Origin of the sequence: Mycobacterium sp. WMMD1722 (genome assembly GCF_049315205.1) — a bacterium.
In the GTDB taxonomy this organism is placed as follows: Bacteria; Actinomycetota; Actinomycetes; order Mycobacteriales; family Mycobacteriaceae; genus Mycobacterium.
The window spans coordinates 4,833,996-4,851,173 of sequence record NZ_CP186056.1 but is presented as its reverse complement, the minus strand read 5'-3'; the positions used below and the strand labels follow the sequence as shown (position 1 = coordinate 4,851,173).

Annotated in this window: 16 protein-coding genes and 1 tRNA gene; 5 read left to right on the top strand and 12 right to left on the bottom strand. The window is 68.6% G+C overall.

The window, feature by feature from the left end:
- Positions 1 to 12 precede the first annotated feature (12 nt).
- Genes ACN27E_RS23455 through ACN27E_RS23440 form a run of 4 tightly spaced genes read right to left on the bottom strand, consistent with a single transcriptional unit; the run spans position 13 to position 2,217 of the window.
- The gene (locus ACN27E_RS23455; protein ID WP_422745141.1) at positions 13 to 324 is read right to left on the bottom strand and encodes a nitrile hydratase accessory protein; all 312 of its coding nucleotides are present in this window, start codon (positions 322 to 324) and stop codon (positions 13 to 15) included.
- Entirely contained in the window at positions 321 to 941 is a 621-nt protein-coding gene (nthA, locus tag ACN27E_RS23450) for a nitrile hydratase subunit alpha (protein ID WP_422745139.1), read from the bottom strand. Before nthA ends, ACN27E_RS23455 begins: the two co-directional genes overlap by 4 nt.
- Complete coding sequence (gene nthB / locus ACN27E_RS23445) at positions 938 to 1,675, bottom strand: nitrile hydratase subunit beta (RefSeq protein WP_422745138.1); 738 nt, start codon at positions 1,673 to 1,675, stop codon at positions 938 to 940. The genes nthA and nthB overlap by 4 nt, the downstream gene beginning before the upstream one ends.
- Positions 1,675 to 2,217, bottom strand: a complete 543-nt coding sequence (locus tag ACN27E_RS23440; RefSeq protein WP_422745136.1) for a DUF1097 domain-containing protein — start codon at positions 2,215 to 2,217, stop codon at positions 1,675 to 1,677. The genes nthB and ACN27E_RS23440 overlap by 1 nt, the downstream gene beginning before the upstream one ends.
- 311 nt (positions 2,218 to 2,528) lie before the next feature.
- Here ACN27E_RS23440 and ACN27E_RS23435 point away from each other — a divergent pair, with 311 nt between their 5' ends.
- Entirely contained in the window at positions 2,529 to 3,581 is a 1,053-nt protein-coding gene (locus ACN27E_RS23435; protein ID WP_422745135.1) for a GlxA family transcriptional regulator, read from the top strand.
- Here the strand turns inward: ACN27E_RS23435 and ACN27E_RS23430 are convergent.
- Genes ACN27E_RS23430 through ACN27E_RS23410 form a run of 5 tightly spaced genes read right to left on the bottom strand, consistent with a single transcriptional unit; the run spans position 3,578 to position 7,842 of the window.
- Positions 3,578 to 4,525 (bottom strand): exopolyphosphatase, encoded by a 948-nt coding sequence (locus ACN27E_RS23430; RefSeq protein ID WP_422750079.1) that lies wholly within the window; start codon positions 4,523 to 4,525, stop codon positions 3,578 to 3,580. The genes ACN27E_RS23435 and ACN27E_RS23430 overlap by 4 nt on opposite strands.
- A gap of 11 nt (positions 4,526 to 4,536) precedes the next feature.
- Positions 4,537 to 5,034, bottom strand: a complete 498-nt coding sequence (locus ACN27E_RS23425) for a DUF501 domain-containing protein (RefSeq protein ID WP_422745134.1) — start codon at positions 5,032 to 5,034, stop codon at positions 4,537 to 4,539.
- Positions 5,027 to 5,743: an FtsB family cell division protein gene (locus tag ACN27E_RS23420; RefSeq protein ID WP_422745131.1), complete on the bottom strand. Its 717-nt coding sequence runs from the start codon at positions 5,741 to 5,743 to the stop codon at positions 5,027 to 5,029. Before ACN27E_RS23420 ends, ACN27E_RS23425 begins: the two co-directional genes overlap by 8 nt.
- Before the next feature lie 20 nt (positions 5,744 to 5,763).
- Positions 5,764 to 7,053, bottom strand: a complete 1,290-nt coding sequence (gene eno, locus ACN27E_RS23415) for a phosphopyruvate hydratase (RefSeq protein ID WP_422745129.1) — start codon at positions 7,051 to 7,053, stop codon at positions 5,764 to 5,766.
- Between the two features lie 57 nt (positions 7,054 to 7,110).
- A complete protein-coding gene (locus ACN27E_RS23410) occupies positions 7,111 to 7,842 on the bottom strand; it encodes a lytic transglycosylase domain-containing protein (protein WP_422745127.1) in 732 nt (243 codons plus the stop codon).
- A 175-nt stretch (positions 7,843 to 8,017) separates the two neighbouring features.
- On the opposite strand from ACN27E_RS23410, the gene efeU reads away from it, so the two are divergent.
- The 3 genes from efeU to efeB are packed head-to-tail and all read left to right on the top strand — an operon-like array spanning position 8,018 to position 11,374.
- Positions 8,018 to 8,944 carry an iron uptake transporter permease EfeU gene (efeU, locus tag ACN27E_RS23405; RefSeq protein WP_422745125.1) on the top strand — a complete coding sequence of 309 codons (927 nt, stop codon included), beginning with the start codon at positions 8,018 to 8,020 and terminating at the stop codon, positions 8,942 to 8,944.
- The gene (efeO, locus tag ACN27E_RS23400) at positions 8,941 to 10,101 is read left to right on the top strand and encodes an iron uptake system protein EfeO (RefSeq protein WP_422745123.1); all 1,161 of its coding nucleotides are present in this window, start codon (positions 8,941 to 8,943) and stop codon (positions 10,099 to 10,101) included. The genes efeU and efeO overlap by 4 nt, the downstream gene beginning before the upstream one ends.
- Positions 10,082 to 11,374 (top strand): iron uptake transporter deferrochelatase/peroxidase subunit, encoded by a 1,293-nt coding sequence (efeB, locus tag ACN27E_RS23395; RefSeq protein ID WP_422745121.1) that lies wholly within the window; start codon positions 10,082 to 10,084, stop codon positions 11,372 to 11,374. Before efeO ends, efeB begins: the two co-directional genes overlap by 20 nt.
- Positions 11,375 to 11,449: 75 nt before the next feature.
- On the opposite strand, the gene ACN27E_RS23390 is transcribed toward efeB, so the two are convergent.
- The 3 genes from ACN27E_RS23390 to ACN27E_RS23380 form a co-directional block, all read right to left on the bottom strand.
- Positions 11,450 to 12,451, bottom strand: a complete 1,002-nt coding sequence (locus ACN27E_RS23390) for a nucleoside triphosphate pyrophosphohydrolase (RefSeq protein ID WP_422745119.1) — start codon at positions 12,449 to 12,451, stop codon at positions 11,450 to 11,452.
- A 167-nt stretch (positions 12,452 to 12,618) separates the two neighbouring features.
- Positions 12,619 to 16,269 carry a transcription-repair coupling factor gene (mfd, locus tag ACN27E_RS23385; RefSeq protein ID WP_422745117.1) on the bottom strand — a complete coding sequence of 1,217 codons (3,651 nt, stop codon included), beginning with the start codon at positions 16,267 to 16,269 and terminating at the stop codon, positions 12,619 to 12,621.
- 29 nt (positions 16,270 to 16,298) lie between these two features.
- Complete coding sequence (locus ACN27E_RS23380; RefSeq protein WP_422750077.1) at positions 16,299 to 16,895, bottom strand: TetR/AcrR family transcriptional regulator; 597 nt, start codon at positions 16,893 to 16,895, stop codon at positions 16,299 to 16,301.
- Between the two features lie 201 nt (positions 16,896 to 17,096).
- Between ACN27E_RS23380 and ACN27E_RS23375 the strand changes: the two genes are divergently transcribed.
- Positions 17,097 to 17,168 (top strand) — tRNA-Gln (locus ACN27E_RS23375).
- Positions 17,169 to 17,178: the final 10 nt, after the last annotated feature.

The following is a 17,178-nucleotide window of genomic DNA, read 5'->3' as shown; positions in this document are numbered from 1 at the left end:
ACTGTCGTCGGGCTAATGGTCGTGGTCGAGGGCGAGCGCATGGTCACCGGCGTCGGTGCGCACCGGCGCGGTCAACAATGCGTGCCGTTCGATCAGGGTCTCCAGCGCGACGACCCAGTGGTCGTAGTACTGCCATTGCCCGCGTTCGGGTTCGGGGGTGCTCTCCCAGTCCCCGATGGTCTTGATCAGCGCCTCCTGAAACTCGCTCCAGGGATAGTGGCGAAACTCCGACAGCGCGAGCGCCAACCCGAAGGCCCGGCGCTGCCATTCATGGTCGAATTGCGGCGCCGCCTGGTCGGTGGTGCAGGTTTCGTGCAATCTCATGAGGCCGACCCCGCCAGCGCCACCCCGATCATCGACTCGGTGGTCACCAGATCCATCAGCATCTCGTCGGTGTAATCCTCGGTGCCCGAGGGTCGTTCGGGGATCACGAACCATCGGGAGTGACCGCTGGAATCCCACACCTTGATCTCGGTGTCCGCGGGCAGATCCACCCCCACCTCGGCGAGCACCTTGCGTGGCTCGCGCGCGGCGCGCGCGCGGAACGTCGGATCCTTGTACCAGTAGGGCGGCAACCCGAGCACCGGCCAGGGGAAGCACGAGCACAGGGTGCAGATCACCAGATTGTGCACGCCGGCGGTGTTGGCGACGGCCTGCAGATGCTCACCCTCGGCGCCCGCCATACCGTCGGGCAGATCCAGTTCGGCGATGGCCGCCGGGGTGTCGGTGACGACCTTCTCGGCGAAGGCGGGATCGGTCCACGCCTTGACGACGATCTTCTTCCCGTTGAGCGGCGTCATCTCCGCTTCGAAGTAGGCCAGCACCTTGTCCACCGTCTGGGCGGTGATCACGCCCTTCTCGATCAGCAGCGCCTCGAGCGCCGCCGCCCGCTGGGCGCTGAGGTCCTCGCGGTCCGGCGGATACGCGAACTGACCGGTCATGATTCGTCCTCCATCGGTTCCAGATAGGCCTCGAACAATTCGGCGTACAGCGACAGCGGGCCGGCTTCGGCACGGCCACCCCAGATCTCCGCCGGGTCGAATCCGACGATGTAGATGGGCATCGCGTCGCCGATACCGTCCCCGGTGCGGCAGAAGTAGGCGTAGTCGCCTTCGAAGATGCGCTCCACCGTGCCGGTCCGCCCCCGCAGATAACCCGGAAGCCGGCTGTGGGCGTCGGTCCGCGGGTTGGCGATGCGCACCCGTGCACCGATCTCGAATCTCGGGTGGGCCACATCGCGGCGCGGCGAGTCCCCCGACCGCAGATAGGCGATCACCTGATCATCGATCGGCGCGGTCACGGCCTGCTTGGCGGACGGCGCGGCGTCGGCCATTCGTTGCGCCAGTTCGTCTTCGGTGATGTAGCCCTTGTCGAGGAAGAACTGGCTGATCCCGCCCAGCCACTTCTCGTAATAACGGAATTTGAAGTAGTCGAACGGGTTCATCGCCTCGGCCCCGGTGCGCAGATCGGCCCACGTCCACTCGTCAGCGAAGGTGGTGGGCACCTCGTCGATGGGATAGGCAGGGGCCGCGGAGCCGAGGTGGTTCGACAGACCCATCATCGCGACGTGGATGCCGAAGATCCGCTTCTCCCAGTCCTCGACGAACACCCGCTTCTCCAGCGTGAGCGGTTCGGGCAGACCTTCCAATCCGCCGAGGTAGTGCTGCAGTTTCATCAGGCGGGCCTGCTTTCTGTCGACGGGCTCTGGCTGGGTGCTTCGGGGTGCGCGGCGGGCCGGCGGGTCATCGCGGTCGCGAGGTATTCCGAGAGCAGGCCGAAGCACGCTCCGAGAACGCAGGCGACCGCGGCGACCAGGCCGGGGTGGGAAATCGTGGTGACCGTGATCTGGTTGCCGGTGCCGGCGACGGTGGAGACCGTGGAGGCGAATCCGACGACCACGGCGGGGGTGGTGGACAGCAGCGGAACCCATGAGGCCTGGACCATCACCGCACTGCCGACCCCCACGGCGATCGCGGTGACCAGCAGGCCGGCGCCCATCAGGTGGGCGGCGTACAGGCTGGCCGAGGCGATGACAACGCCGACCAGGTTCGACGAGACCGACCGGATCCAGCCCGTCACCCCACCGCCGACGAAGAAGAACGACGCCCACGCCAGGAACACCACCCAGATGGGGACGGTGATCACCTCCGCGGTCAACGCAACCGCCAGTCCACCCAGCACGCCGATACTCAGGGTCAGCGCCGTCCGAGAATCCATGGGTTCACCTCTTGCCGAAACGATTGTCGATGTGAATTCAGAGTCGGCGCAGTGCGTTTCACCTGCGTAACCGCTGCGTGTCAGGCTCCGTCCGGAGCGGACACGAACCGTGCACTTCCGGACGTCGCCGGGCTTCGCGGCGGGGCGGAGCAGCTCGTCGTGGCCGGCGTCGCCGCAGGTCCCGCGGGCGGTGCAATGCGGTGGTAACAGATCCGGATTAGCGTCACCAACACATTCGGCGGCGGGTGTGCCTGCGGGGATCGGGAGAACATGGTGACCGCGGTACATCGCACACCGCGGAAGTCACGGGCATGGAGAGGCAGCTGGTGTCCGACGAGAAGAGGTCGCAGCGACCCAGGACGGTCGTGTTCGCGCTCTACGACAAGGTGACGTTGCAGGATGTGGCGGCGCCGTTGGAGATCTTCGCCCGCGCCAACGACTTCGGGGCGCATTACCGAGTGCTCCTGGTCTCCCCGACCGGCGGCAGCGTCCGCACGACGTCCTTTGTGACCCTCGAGGTCGACATGCCGGCAGCCGATGTGCCCGACCGGATCGACACGTTGATCGTCCCGGGCGGGGTGCCGCCCGACTTCACCTTCCGGCCCGGCGAACACGACATCCCCGAAGAACAGACACCCGACACCGTGGACGCGGCCCTGGACCTGGTGCGCGGATTGGCGCCCCGGGCCCGCCGGGTGGCCTCGGTGTGCACCGGTGCATTCGTGCTCGCCGCGCTCGGCCTGCTCGACGGTCGTCGGGCGACCACGCACTGGGCGCACTGCGGTGATCTGGCCCGGGCCTACCCGCAGGTGACCGTCGACCCCGACTCACTGTTCGTGCAGGACGGTCGGTTCATCACCGGCGCCGGGATCAGCGCCGGGATCGACCTCGGTCTGGCCCTGGTGGAAAGCGACTACGGTCCGGACGTGGCCCGTCGGGTGGCCCGGTGGATGGTGGTGTTCCTACAGCGTCCCGGCGGGCAGACGCAGTTCAGTGTCTGGACCGAGGCGGCGCTACCGGTGTCGCGGGGTCTGCGCGAGATCATCGACTCCGTCGTCGCCGATCCCGCGGCCGACCACTCACTGGCGGTGATGGCCGATCGCGCCGCGGTCAGCGAACGCCATCTGGTGCGGATGTTCCGGGTTCAGGTCGGGACCACTCCGGCCCGGTTCGTCGAACAGGCCCGGCTGGAGGCGGCCAAGGTGCTCCTCGCCACCGGAGACCACGGCCAGGAGACGGTGGCGCGGCGGGCAGGCTTCGGCTCGGCCGACACCATGCGGCGCACCTTCCGGCGGGCCCTGGGCGTCTCACCCAGCGTGTACCGCAGCAGATTCCGGACCACTGGCGTCCGTCAGACGCTCTAGCCCATCGACAGGGCGATCCCGTCGAGGATGTCGTGCTCGCTGACCACCAGATCGCCGATCCCGGTGCGCTCGCCGAGGGCACGCACCAATTCGGTGACGATCAGCGCACCGCCGCCGATGACGTCGACGCGGCCCTCGTGCATCGGACCGAGTGCGGCCCGCTGCGCCCGGGTCATCGCGATCAACTCCTCGCAGGCCCCGAGGAGCGCACCGAACCCCACCCGCGACAGATGGATCGCCGCCGAGTCGTAAGTCGTCATCCGGTGGGCCAGAGCAGCCAGCGTGGTCATGGTGCCCGCGACACCGACCCACGTCCTCGCCGCGTCGACCGGCACCGCGCGCAGCGCCTCGTCGAGTGCCTCGCCGATCACCGAACGCGCCGCCGAGATCTCCTCGGCGGTCGGGGGATCCGAGTGCAGGCACCGCTCCGTCAGCCGCACACAGCCGATGTCCATCGAGAACGAGGCGTCCACCCCGTTCGCTGCGCCGCCGACGACCAGCTCGGTCGATCCGCCGCCCAGGTCGACCACCACGAAAGGTCCTGTCGCCGAATCCAAGTCGGCCACCGCACCGCGGAACGACAGCTCCGCCTCCTCGGTGCCGCTGATCACCTCCGCGACGGCACCGTCGACCACGGCACCGAGCACCTCGGCGGTCATCGCGAAGAACGCGTCGCGGTTGCTCACGTCCCGCGCGGCCGACGTCGCCACCATCCGCACCTCGGACACGCCGTGATCCTGCATCAGTCGGGCGTAGTCGGCCAACGCGGACCTGGTGCGCACCAACGCATCCGGAGCGAACTCGCCGGTGGCATCCACCCCCTGCCCGAGGCGCACGATCCGCATCTCCCGGTGGACGTCGGTGAGCCAGCCGGCATCGAGGTCGGCGATCAACAGCCGGATCGAGTTCGTGCCGCAGTCGACAGCGGCCACCCTCTTGGTCATACGCTGCTTGGTCATACGTTGCCCCACTTCTCCCGGTCCACGATGCCCTGCATACCCGCTTCACCGGCCAGGATCGCGAGCGCCTCGTCACCGAAGGGATTCAACCCCGGCCCCTTGGCCAGTGCGTGGGCGATCACGACGTGCAGGCACTTCACCCGATCGGGCATGCCACCACCGGAAAAGGTGGTGCCCAGCGACTCGATGGCGTCACGCTCGGCCAGATACGACTCGTGGGCACGGCGGTAGGCGGCCGCCAGCTCAGGATCCTCGCCCAGCCGCTCGGTCATCTCCCGCATCAGGCCCGACGACTCCAGCCGGCTCGCCGCCGCGGTCAGCGCCGGGTGGGTGAGGTAGTAGAGCGTCGGAAACGGCGTGCCGTCGGGCAGCCGCGGCGCGGTCTTCACGACGGCGGGCTCACCGTTGGGGCAGCGATAAGCGATCTCCAGGACACCGCGCGGTTCGCGCCCCAGCTGCCGGGCGACGGCGTCCAGATCTGCCGGGTCAACCACCGGGCGGCGGGAACGCTGGTGGTGGCGGCGGGCCCGGCGGCGGAGGGGGACCCGGCGGTGGTGCTGCCGGTGAAAGACCGTGCGGCTCATCGGCGATGGTCTTCCACAGCGACGTGTACCACGGTTGCCCCGCCGGCGCGGTCTCCGGGGCGGCACCGGCCGCGCTACCGGGAGTGACCGCACCCGGGGGCAACTGCACTTCGAACGGAATGTCGCCCGGCATCACGAAACCCAGCCGTTCCCGGGCCTGCGCGGCGATGAACACCGGATCGGCCAGCTTGATCTTCTGCTCCTCCAGTTCGCCGATCTGCACCCGTAGCTGCTCCTCGGTGGCCCGCAGCTGCTTCATCTCGGTGCGCTGGGCGAAATAGGTCCGCACCGGCCCGGCGATCGTCAGCGTCAGCACGCACACCACCGCCGCCAGGATCGCCGCGCGCCGGGCGGCCGAACCGAACCGCTGCTCGGACTGCCGCGCGGCGAGTTGTTCGGCGCGGTGCATGATCGACCGCCCGACCGGTTCGGGCCCGGTCGCGTCGGTGGGGTCGACGGGTTCGGCCGCCGGCCGGGCCTCGATCGCCCGCGGCTCACGTCGCTGCGCAGCGGTGGTCTTCGGGCGCCCCCGCGCCGCACCGCCCGCAGCCCCGGGCTTCCCCGGTCGCGACGACGCCGAGGACCGACGCTTCGGATCGGGCCGCTTCGACTCGGGCATCGTAGGTCAGCGCACCGACGCTATTTCGGCTCCACGCCATACCGCGGGAAGGCGAGATCTCCGGCGTAGCGGGCGGCGTCGCCGAGTGCCTCCTCGATGCGCAGCAACTGGTTGTACTTCGCGACGCGCTCGCTGCGTGCGGGCGCACCGGTCTTGATCTGACCGCTGCCCACCGCGACGGCCAGATCGGCGATCGTGGTGTCCTCGGTCTCGCCGCTGCGGTGGCTCATCATCGTCTTGTAACCGGCGTTGTGGGCCAGTGCCACCGCATCGAGCGTCTCGGTCAGGGTGCCGATCTGGTTCACCTTCACCAGCAGCGCATTGGCGGCACCGCGCTCGATGCCCTCCTCGAGCCGTTCGGGGTTGGTGACGAACAGATCGTCGCCGACCAGCTGTACCCGGTCGCCGATCTGGCTGGTCAGCGCCACCCAGCCGGCCCAGTCGTCCTCGTCCAGCGGATCCTCGATCGAGACCAGCGGATAGGCGTCGAGCAGACCCGCATAGAACTCGGCCATCTGCTCTGCAGTCCGGGTCTCCCGCTCGAAGCTGTACCCGGTGCCGTCGGTGAAGAACTCCGTGGCGGCGACGTCCAGCGCGAGCGTCACGTCGGTGCCCAGCGTGAAACCGGCCGCCTCGATCGCCGAGGAGATCAGATCCAGCGCAGCTGTGGTGCCGGCGACGTCGGGAGCGAAACCACCCTCGTCGCCCAATCCGGTACCCAGACCCTGCTTCTTGAGCACCGACTTCAGCGAGTGGTACACCTCGGCGCCCCAGCGCAGCGCCTCCTTGAACGACGGCGCACCGATCGGGGCGACCATGAACTCCTGGACGTCCACGCCGGTGTCGGCGTGGGCGCCACCGTTGAGGATGTTCATCATCGGCACGGGCAGGATGTGGGCATTCGGGCCGCCCAGGTACCGGAAGAGGGGCAAACCGGCACTCTCCGCGGCGGCCTTGGACACCGCGAGGGACACCCCGAGGATGGCGTTGGCGCCCAGCCGCGACTTGTCCGGGGTGCCGTCCAGATCCAGCAGCGCCTGGTCGATCAGCCGCTGGTCGTCGGCGCTGATGCCGATCACCGCAGGCGCGATCTCGTCGAGCACGGCCTGGACCGCCTTGTCCACGCCCTTGCCGCCATAGCGCGATCCGCCGTCGCGCAACTCGACGGCCTCGTGCTCACCGGTCGACGCTCCCGACGGCACCGCGGCCCGGGCGAACGTACCGTCGGTCAGGGCCACCTCGACCTCGACTGTCGGATTCCCCCGGGAATCGAGGATCTCGCGGGCTCCGACCTGCTCGATGATGGGCACTGGCATCTCCTTCGGGCTGTCGCTTCGGCTCACCAGCCTAGAGGCTGGCCGGCCCGGTCACAGCGCGCGGCCCTCGGCGTACGCCGTGGCCCAGTCGCGCACCGTGCGGGCGTACTGCTCGGAGTAGTTGTATGCGCGCAGCGCGTTCATCCAGCCGCGCGGCGTCGACAGGTTCTTGCCGGTGTAACAGAGGTAGCCCGCCGAGGACAGTGCGGCATCGTCGATGTTGTCGGGATCGACCTTCCCGTCGCCGTTGGCGTCGACGCCGTAGAGCCGCCACGTCTCCGGGATGAACTGCATCGGGCCCATCGCGCGGTCGAGATCGGGATCGCCGTCGAGCAGGCCGGCGTCAGTATCCCCGATTCGCAGATTGCCACTGGAGCCGTCCAGCCGCATACCGCGGATGGGCGGGGTGACCTCGCCGTTGGAGGCCACCATCGCCCCGCGGTAGTTGCCGTGGTGGCTCTCGACCATGCCGATGCCGGCCAGGGTGGTCCAGGTCAGGTTGCACTCGGGGTTCTCCACCTGCGCCACCCGCGCGGCGTAGGCGTAGGCCTCCAGCGCGGTGACCGGGATGCCCAGTCTGGGGGCCCGTTCAGCCGCCCACTCGTGCAACTGATCGGCCGCGCGCCCCCCGGCGTAGGTGTCGACGGCGGGCACGGGATCACCGGCCGGCGGCGGAACCCCCTCGGGAATGGGGATGCCCAGCTGCCATGAGCAACTCGAGGCCATCAGCAGAGCCGCGGCACCTGTGACCACGGCGCCCTGCATCCAACGAACTGGCGACACCGGACTCCCTCAACCCTTTCCGTCTTCCATAGTTCCATGGGTTCACACCTGCCCGGTTGAAGTCGCGCCGTGGCGGACGGATACCTTGCGTTCCAGGGCACTGTTAAGGTAGGCACACCTTGCTTTGGTTAGCCGAAGCATCGTTCGAGAAGATCCTGGTAGCGAGGTTCGGTCAATGTCGGTCGTCACGAGTATTCCGACCACCGTCATGGTCACCGTCGAGGCGGCGCCCAACGTCACGTCGCAGTTGCTCGGCAGCGGTCTGATCGGGCTACGCGAAGGACTCGAAGCCGCGATCGTGGTGACGATCCTGGTGGCGTTCCTGGTCAAATCCGACCGGCGCGATGCGCTCAAGTGGGTGTGGCTGGGCGTCGGCGCCGCCGTGGCCATGACGATCATCGTGTTCCTGGCCATCCAGTTCAGTGCGTACACGATCACCGGGCTGGGCGCCGAGGCGATCGCGGGTGTCGCGTCGCTGGTCGCCGTCGCGATCGTCACGACGATGGTGCTGTGGATGAGATCCGCTGCCGCCGGCCTATCCGGTGAGCTGCGCAGCAGCATGGGCCGGGCGCTGGAGACCGGCGCCTACGCCGTGGCGACTCTGGCCTTCCTGGCCGTCGGTCGCGAGGGTGTGGAAACCGCACTGTTCATGGTCGGATACGCCGAAGCCGAGACCGCGTGGCCGCTGATCGGGCTCATCCTGGGGGTGCTGATCGCGACGGCACTGGCCTACGGCATGTACGCCGGCGCGATCCGCATCGACCTCGCCAAGTTCTTCAAGTACACGGGTGTCTTCCTCATCATCGTGGCCGCGGGCATCCTGTCCTACGGCATCGGCGCGCTGCAGACCGTCGGCTGGCTACCCGGTCTGTCGGCCCGGGCGTTCGACATCAGCGGCTGGTTCAACTGGTCGGCCTGGTACGGCGAGGTGATCCAGGGGATCTTCAACGTCACACCGACGCCGACGGTGCTGCAGCTCATCGGCTGGCTGGCCTATCTGGCCGCGGTGCTGGTGGCCTACCTGCGGCCCACCCGCGCCACCTCCACTTCGGCTCCGAACCCGACTTCCCCCACTCCCTCCACCGAAAGGTCCACCACGTGAACGTCACCCCCGTAGCCAAGGCCGGCGTCGCCGCCGCCGCGTTGCTCACCGGCCTGTCCCTGGTCGGCTGCCAAGCCAAGGAACAATCGAGGGACAGCGGTGCGAACGGACCCGGGGAGATCACCGTGGACGCCTCCGACGACGCATGCTCGCTGTCGGGCACCGAGGCCAGCACGGGGCCGAGCACCTTCGTCGTCACCAACAGCGGCAACAAGGTGACCGAGTTCTACGTCTACGGCGAGGGCGACCGCGTCATGGGTGAGGTCGAGAACATCTCCCCCGGCCTGCAGCGCAAGCTCGTGGTGCAGCTCTCCGAGCCCGGCACCTACCAGACCTCCTGCCGCCCCGGAATGGTCGGCGACGGCATCCGCAGCGACTTCGTCGTCACCGGTGAAGCCAAGCAGATCGACACCGAAGGCAAGTTCAAAGAGGCCGCCGACAGCTACAAGCGGTACGTGAACAGCCAGGCCGATGCGCTGGTGCCCGCCGTCGAGGCGTTCACCGCCGCCATCAAGTCCGGCGACATCGAGGGCGCCAAGGCGCAATTCGGGCCGACCCGCACCTACTACGAGCGCATCGAGCCGGTCGCCGAGTCCTTCCCCAACGACCTCGACCCGCGGATCGACCTGCGCGAGGCCGACCTCGAACCCGGCCAGAAATGGACCGGCTTCCACCGCCTGGAGAAAGACCTGTGGGTGACCGGCCCGCAGCCCGACACCAACGCCATCGCCGATCAGCTGGTCGCCGACGTCAAGGAACTCCGCGACGGCGTCAAGGCCCCCGACTACACCATCGACTCCACCCAGATCGCCGGCGGCGCACAGGGTCTGCTCGACGAGATCGCGATCAGCAAGATCACCGGCGAAGAGGACATCTTCAGCCATACCGACCTGTGGGACTTCAACGCCAACCTGCAGGGCTCGCAGACCGCCGTCGCGTCGGTGCGCCCGATCCTCGACGAACGCGACCCCGAGCTGGGCAAGCGGGTGGATCAGCGGTTCGAGGAGGCCGAGGCGCTGGTCGAGAAGTACCGCGAGGGCGACGGCTTCGTGTCCTACGACAAGGTCACCGAGCCGCAGCGCCAGGAGTTGTCCCGCGCGATCGACGCGCTCAGCAAGGAAGTCAGCCAGGTGCAAGGTGTCGTCGCTCCCCAGTAACCCTCCCGAAGGCATCTCCCGGCGCCGGCTGTTCGGCGCCGCGGGGGTGACCGCCGCGGTGGTCGGCGCGGCCGGTGCCGGTGCACTGGCCGGCCGCGCGTCCGCTGCGGCCACATCCGACACCGGCCTGCAATCGCCGGTCGCATTCCGCGGTGAGCACCAAGCCGGAATCGTCACCGCACAGCAGGACCGGATGACCTTCGCCGTCTTCGACGTCACGTCGGACTCGCGCGAGGACGTGATCGGACTGCTCAAGCAGTGGACCGAGATGGCCGAGCGGATGACCAAGGGCGAAGAGGCGGTGCCCGAGGGGGCCATCGAGGGCAACCCGTACGCCCCGCCCGGAGACACCGGTGAAGCGCTGGGGTTGGCCGCCTCGCAGCTGACGCTGACCATGGGCTTCGGGCCGTCGTTCTTCCTCAAGGACGGCGAAGACCGCTTCGGGATCGCCGACCGCAAACCCGAACAGCTGGCCGACCTGCCGAAGTTCCCCAACGAGACGCTGGATCCCGCCCGCTGCGGTGGAGACATCGTCGTTCAGGCGTGCGCCAACGATCCGCAGGTGGCGTTCCACGCGGTGCGCAACCTGGCCCGCGTCGGGTTCGGCACCGTGGCGGTGCGCTACACCCAGCTCGGTTTCGGGCGCACCAGCTCGACCACCGCAGACCAGGCGACACCGCGAAACCTGTTCGGCTTCAAGGACGGAACGGCCAACATCAAGGCCGAGGAGACCAGCAAGATCGACGACTTCGTCTGGGTCGCCGACGGCGACGGGCCCGACTGGCTCACCGGTGGCAGCTATCTGGTGACGCGGCGGATCCGGATGCGGATCGAGAACTGGGATCGCACCACCCTGCTCGAGCAGGAGCGGGTGATCGGCCGGCAGAAGGGCAGCGGCGCGCCCAACGGTCTGGTCGACGAATTCGAGGAATTGAACCTGGATCTGAAGAACGGCCGGGGCGAACCGCTGATCGACAAGGACGCACATGTGCGGTTGGTGTCGCCGCAGAACCTCGGCGGCATCGAGATCCTGCGGCGCGGTTACAACTTCACCGACGGCACCGACGGGCTCGGGCATCTCGACGCCGGACTGTTCTTCATCGCCTTCGTCCGGGACCCGGTGAAACAGTTCATCCCGATGCAGGCCGAGATGTCGCGCCGGGACGCCATGAACGAATACATCACGCACACCGGGACCGCGGTGTTCGCGTGCCCGCCGGGTCTGCGCGACGGGGATTCGTCGGCCTACTGGGGTTCGACGCTGTTCTCCTGACGACCTTCACTCGTCGTCCCGCGTTTCCGTAACGCCAGGGCGGAGAACGGCGCGGAAATCCGCCGTGCCGTTACGCTATTCGGGCTCGCGTGCGGGCTCCGACTGGTCCACCGGTTCCACAGCCTCCGTCGTCGGCCAGTGCGTCCGCCACTCCTCTTCGGTGATGTCGCTCAGCGCGGAGCGGTCGAGCTGCTCGGGCACGTCGTCTCCGCGCCGGCTCCCGGCGATCGCCACCTCGACCGCGCGCACAGTGTCCATGAACTCGAGAACCTCTGCGCGCAGCACGTTTTCGGCGTCCTCGTCGGCCGAGATGTGGATCGTCGTCAAATCGTCCGGCACCAGATCGTCCGGCAACCCGGCCTGAGCGGCCCGCGCCAGCACCTTCTGCGCCAGCGCCAGAGCGGGCTGACCGGTCGGCACGTCGTCCATCGAGGACACCACGCCGCGGCGGGCCTTCTCGAGGGCTTTGCGTTCCTCCCACTGCGCCAGTTGATCTTCCAGCGAGATCGCCTCGCCGGCGAGCACCGCAGGCACCCGGTTGCCCAGCTTGCGGACAAGTGCATCGGCCACGTCGTCGATGGTGAAGGCGTGCTGGGTCGCGTCCTCGGCGATGCGGGCGTGAAACAGCACCTGCAGCAACACATCTCCGAGTTCGTCGCGGACCAGGTCGGCGTCGCCGCTGTGCACCGCGTCGAACAGCTCGTAGGTCTCCTCGAGCAGATACCGCCGCAGCGAGTCGTGAGTCTGCTCGCTCTCCCACGGGCCTGCGGTGCGCAGCTTGTCCATCATCACCACGGCGTCCACCAACCGCTCCCCCGGCTGCGGTTCCGGGGCAGAGATCACCCGGTCGCCGGCGGCGATGCGCGCACGCACCGCGGGATGAGTCGGATCCGACGACAGCAGCACCGGCGCCCGGTCGTCGTCGGATTCATCGGCGAAGCACGGCCGCGCCGCGGGCAGCGACCACGGCACCTTGATCGGCATCTCCTCGGTGTACTGCACGTCGCCGGTGAGCAGATCGATCGCGTCGATCGGGATCAGGGAGGGGCGGCGAGGGTCGACCAGAACGACGGTCACCTGGCTGCCCCCTCACGGATGTCGACGCGGACTGACCTCGGTTATATCAGTACACCGTCGGGTCTCGAAGGGCGTGCCGCACGGCCCGCCCACGACGATGGCCGCCCCGCCGGTGGGCAGAGCGGCGGACCCGACGGGTGTGTTGACCCGACACCGAGACCCGCGGCTCACGAAGTGGAGATCAATTTCGCGGTGACGTCGACGCTGCCGGGCGCCTTGCCGTCGAGGTTCAGCAGCAGATTGGCCGCCATCTGCACCAGCTCCAGGTCCCGGATTCGCGGCGCACCGACCCCCGCGCCGGCCCGCGGCACGGGGACCTGCACCGTCGAGGTGGTGGCCCGGTAGTTGGCGCCCGGATACAACCGCTTCAACCGCATCTGCGCGGAGTCGGGCAACTGCAGGGGTGACAGCTTCAGCGTGGATGCCGATGTCGCGGAGAGTTCGGTCACGCCGTACTCGCGGCACAGCAGCCGCAGTCGAGCCACCGCCACCAGACGCTGCGCCGGCTCCGGGAGCGGGCCGTAGCGGTCGACCAGCTCCTCGATCACCGAGTCCACCGCCGCATCGTCCGATGCCGCGGCCAGGCGCCGATACGCCTCCAGCCGCAACCGGTCGCTGCCGATGTAGTCCGGCGGCAGGTGGGCGTCGACCGGCAAATCGATGCGCACCTCCTTCGGTTCCTCTGCGGTGGCAACGGTTTTCCCGTCGGCGGCGGCTCGGTACGCCTCGACCGCCTCGCCCACCAGACGCACGTACAGATCGAATCCGACGCCCGCGACGTGGCCGGACTGTTCGGCGCCCAGCACATTGCCCGCTCCGCGGATCTCGAGGTCCTTCATCGCCACCGCCATACCCGCGCCCAGTTCGTTGTTCTGGGCGATGGTGGCCAACCGGTCATAGGCCGTCTCGGTCAGCGGCACCTCGGGCGGATACAGGAAATACGCGTATCCGCGTTCCCGGGAGCGCCCGACGCGCCCGCGCAGCTGATGCAGCTGCGACAACCCGAACGTGTCGGCCCGCTCGACGATCAGCGTGTTGGCGTTCGAGATGTCCAGCCCGGTCTCGACGATCGTCGTGCAGACCAGGATGTCGTATTCGCGGTTCCAGAAGCCCTCGACGGTCTTCTCCAGCATCTCCTCGGGCATCTGCCCGTGCGCCACCACCACCCGCGCCTCGGGGACCAGCGCCGCGATCCTCGCCGCGGCCTGGTCGATGGTGCGGACCCGGTTGTGGATGTAGAACGCCTGACCGTCACGCAGCAGCTCGCGGCGCAACGCAGCCGCGACCTGTTTGTCGTCGTGCGGACCGACATAGGTCAGCACCGGATAGCGCTCTTCGGGTGGGGTCAGGATCGTCGACATCTCGCGGATCCCGGCCAGGCTCATCTCCAGGGTGCGTGGGATCGGCGTGGCGCTCATGGTCAGCACGTCGACGTGGGTGCGCAAGGACTTGATGTGCTCCTTGTGCTCGACGCCGAAGCGCTGCTCCTCGTCGACGACGATGAGCCCCAGGTCTTTCCACGTCACCCCGGTCTGCAGCAGCCGGTGGGTGCCGATGACGATGTCGACCGAACCGTCGGTCATGCCCTCGAGCGTCGCCCGCGACTCGGCGGGATCGGTGAAGCGCGACAGCCCTTTCACCGTCACCGGGAACCCCGCCATCCGCGCGGTGAACGTCTGCAGATGCTGGTCGGCCAGCAGCGTCGTCGGCACCAGCACCGCCACCTGCTTACCGTCCTGCACCGCCTTGAACGCCGCCCGCACCGCGATCTCGGTCTTGCCGTACCCGACGTCACCGCAGATCACCCGGTCCATCGGAACCGGTTTCTCCATATCCGACTTGACCTCGGTGATCGCGGTCAGCTGGTCGACGGTCTCGGTGAAACCGAACGCATCCTCCATCTCGGCCTGCCACGGGGTGTCCGGTCCGAAGGCGTGTCCCGGCGCGGCCTGACGTTTGGCGTACAGCGACACCAGCTCGCCGGCGATCTCCCGAACAGCCCGCCGCGCTTTGGTTTTCGTGTTCGCCCAGTCGCTGCCGCCCAGCTTGGACAGCGACGGCGCCTCACCCCCGACGTAGCGCGAGAGCTGATCGAGTGAATCCATCGGCACATAGAGGCGGTCTGTGTTGGATGCCGCGCCGCCTCTTTTGCTCGACGCGTACTCCAGCACCAGGTATTCGCGCCGGGCCCCGCCGATCACCCGTTCGGTCATCTCGACAAAGCGGCCGATGCCGTGCTGGTCGTGCACCACCAGATCACCCGCGGTCAACGCGAGCGGGTCGACGACGTTGCGGCGCTTGGCCGCCAGCCGCTTGCCTTCGGTGGCCGTGACGCGGCTGCCGGTCAGATCGGCTTCGGTGACGATCACCAGCGCCGACCCCGGCAGCACCACCCCGTCGTGCAACGAACCCTTGAGCACGCCCACCACGCCGGCCTTGGGCGCCAGCCCCGGATCGAGAAGCGTTGCGGGGGTATCGGCGTCGGCCAGCTGTTCGACGACGCGCTGCGCGGTGCCCTGCCCCGGGGTGACCACGGCGGCGTACCCGCCGGTGGCCACGTGCGCCCGCAACATGGCGAAGATCTCCTCGACCGAACTCTGCCCGCGCGCCGACGGCGCCGAACGGATGTCGAGTTCGATCGCCCCCTCGTCGGACAGCTGGCTCAGCGTCCACCACGGATGACCGCCGGCCCGGGCCCCGTCGCGCACCCCGGACAGCTCCAGGAAACCGGAGGCGCCCAGCTGCTCCAGATCGATCGGGGCGTCCCCACCGACCGCCGCGGTGGACCACGACGCCTCGAGGAACTCGCGGCCGGTTTTGATCAGGTCGGCCGCCCGCGTGCGGACCTTCTCCGGATCGCACACCAGAACCGGCGCCCCGGTGGGCAGGTGATCGGTCAGCATGGACAGCTGCCCCGGCCGCAATATCGGCAGCAGGGCCTCCATTCCGTCGACGGGGATGCCCTCGGCCAGCTTGGCCAGCATGTCCGGAACCGCGCCGGGCACGGTGTTCTCCCCGGCCGGATGCTCGAGCGCCAGCGCCGCTGCGCGTTCGCGGACGTCCTCGGTCATCAACAGTTCGCGGCACGGGACCGCGATCATCGACGTGACCTCGATCTCGGGGATCGACCGCTGGTCGGCGACGGCGAACATCCGGATCTCGGAGACCTCGTCACCCCAGAACTCCACGCGCACCGGGTGTTCGGCGGTCGGGCAGAACACGTCGAGAATGCCACCGCGGACCGCGAATTCGCCGCGCTTGGCCACCATGTCGACGCGGGTGTAGGCCAGTTCGACGAGCCGGGCGATCGTCGCGTCGAAGTCCGCGTCCTCCCCGACGGTCAGCGTGACCGGCGCAGAATCTTCCAGGCGGCCCGGTCGTTGCGCCATCGGCTGCACCACCGAGCGGGTCGTGGTGACCACCACCCGCAGTGGCGGGCCGAGCCGGGAATCGTCCGGATGCGCCAGGCGCCGCAGCAGCATCATCCGGGCACCGACGGTGTCGACACCCGGGGACAGCCGCTCATGCGGCAGCGTCTCCCAGGACGGGAACAGCGCCACCGCGTCGCCGAGCACCCCGCGAAGTTCGGCGGTGAGATCGTCGGCTTCGCGGCCGGTGGCGGTGACCACCAGCAGCGGGCCGGTCGAGGCGAGCGCGGCGGCCACCAGCAGACGGGCGCTGGCCGGCCCCACCAGGGTGAGCTGCTCGGGGCGCTCGGCGGCGCGACGGGCCAGGTCGGTCAGGCAAGGATCGCGAAGCGCCAGCTCGACGAGCCCCGCGATCGGGTTTTGGACATGGTCGGGCCCCGATGCGGTCATGATGGCGTCCAGTCTAGGCGCGCGCCGGCTCAGTCCTCGTCCCGCAGTCGGGGGTCGGCCTCCAGATGGGTCAGCCCGTTCCACATCAGGTTCACCAGATGGGCCGCCACCACCTCTTTCTTCGGCTCGCGGGTGTCGAGCCACCACTGCGCGCTCATCGACACCGACCCCACCAGGGCCTGCGCGTAGAGCGGGGCCAGCTCCGGATCGAGTCCGCGCCGGGCGAAATCCCCCGCCAGGATCGACGACACCTGGTTGACCGCGTCGTTGAGCAGCGTCGAGTAGGTGCCCGAGGTGATCGCCGCCGGCGAGTCCCGAATCAGGATGCGGAAACCGTCGGTGCGTTCCTCGACGTAGGTCAGCAGCGCCAGCGCGACCCGCTCGAGCCGCACGCGGGAGCGGTTGTTGGTCAGCGAGGACGTGATGCCGTCGAGCAGCGCCGACATCTCCCGGTCCACCACGACGGCGTACAACCCCTCCTTGCCGCCGAAATGCTCGTAGACGACGGGTTTGGAGACGTTGGCCCGCTGCGCGATCTCCTCGATCGAGGTGCCTTCGTAACCGCGCTGGGCGAACAGCGACTTGGCGATCTCGATGAGTTGCTGGCGTCGTTCGCTGCCGGTCATCCTGGCGCGCGGCGCCCGGGTCTGACCATCGGACTTGTCAGGCACGGCCACGGGCTCCAGGGTATCCCCCAGGTCGCTTCGCTCCTGCCCGCCGAACCCATTCCCGGGTCGCTTCGCTCCTGCCCGCCGAACCCATTCCCGGGTCGCTTCGCTCCTGCCCGCCGGCCGTCTCGGCGTCGACTAGAGTCTCGGGGTGATCGATCCGTCGTGGTGTAATCGGCAGCACCTCTGATTTTGGTTCAGATAGTTCAGGTTCGAGTCCTGGCGACGGAGCAGGTGGGAA